Origin of the sequence: Paenisporosarcina sp. TG20 (assembly GCF_000286315.1) — a bacterium.
GTDB lineage: Bacteria > Bacillota > Bacilli > Bacillales_A > Planococcaceae > Paenisporosarcina.
The window spans coordinates 1-1147 of record NZ_ALJG01000055.1 but is presented as its reverse complement, the minus strand read 5'-3'; the positions used below and the strand labels follow the sequence as shown (position 1 = coordinate 1147).

Annotated in this window: 1 protein-coding gene; it reads right to left on the bottom strand. The window is 31.4% G+C overall.

What is annotated here, in order from left to right; genetic code table 11:
• Positions 1-4: 4 nt before the first annotated feature.
• Positions 5-892: a hypothetical protein gene (locus B371_RS0100300; RefSeq protein WP_019412376.1), complete on the bottom strand. Its 888-nt coding sequence runs from the start codon at positions 890-892 to the stop codon at positions 5-7.
• Positions 893-1147 lie beyond the last annotated feature (255 nt).

Here is a 1147-nt window from a genome sequence, read left to right as displayed (position 1 = left end):
TTTTTTATGCAACGCTAGTGTAAATATTTATATAATTAATACCCACAATCTCCGGTAATTTGACTGCAAAGTTAATTGTTTCTCCAATCGTTACTTCGTGCTTATCAAGCGTAATGCTTTCAATTATATTGGTAGCATTTGTACCACTTACAGTAAAATCTGCATGTTGAAACTTATCAGCATATCGAGAACTATAAAAAGCCGTTGTATTATTTCCAACTTCATATGTATTTAGCATAGTAAGTTTGTATGTGCCAGATTCTGTAATGCTAGATATAGGAATGTTGCCCTCAAATTCATTTGTATCGGGATTATAGTATAACGAAACGGATAATCTCTGGTTAGTTAACGGTGACTCAAAATAAGAGTTCATATAGTTAATTCCCTCATAACTTGACGTCTTCAAACCTACTTTTACCGTATCTCCAGCTGTTACTTCTTTCTGATCCACATGTATGCTGTCAATCAAATCAATACCATCAGTTCCGTGAACAATAAATTCCCCGTTCTCAAACTCATATTCATAAATAGATGTAATACCAGAACCATATAGACTTAACATATGAGGTACGTAATTTCCGGGTTCAATATTATTGTTTATAGGAAAACTTCCTTCAAACAACTTTGATTCATCATTAAAACTGAGTTTTAATGTTATACCATTACCCGTTAATGGAGCCGTATAAGATAGATTAAGATATCTATACTCTTGGTATTCCTTAATCTTTACACTGATCTTTGCTGTATCGCCAATTGTCACTTCTTTTTGTTCAACATTCATGCTTTCAATCGTTGGTCCACTGCTTGCATCTGTAAAAGCATATACATTGATTGCGGAAGAAAAATTAAAGAACATCAATATTGATGCTGTTAGAATTGTTAAAAACTTCATTAGACTTGTCCTTCTTTCTATACTTAACTTTCAATCAAAAATAATTATCATTATATTCCTAAGTTCTATAAAATATAACATTATATTCATATAACAACTCATTACTAATAGAACATAATATTAACATATAGACGTCTAAAGTACTATGCTGTAATTTATCAACTTCTTTCTCGTAAACTTAGCCTTTGGTTCTTTTTTCGTATTTTCAAAATTATGGGTAATAAAAAAATGACCTAGCCCGACTTTCGGCTTGAG

Bases quoted from the DNA above. Each gene is read 5' to 3' on its own strand.
- B371_RS0100300 (WP_019412376.1), bottom strand. From the start codon at position 892: ATGAAGTTTTTAACAATTCTAACAGCATCAATATTGATGTTCTTTAAT.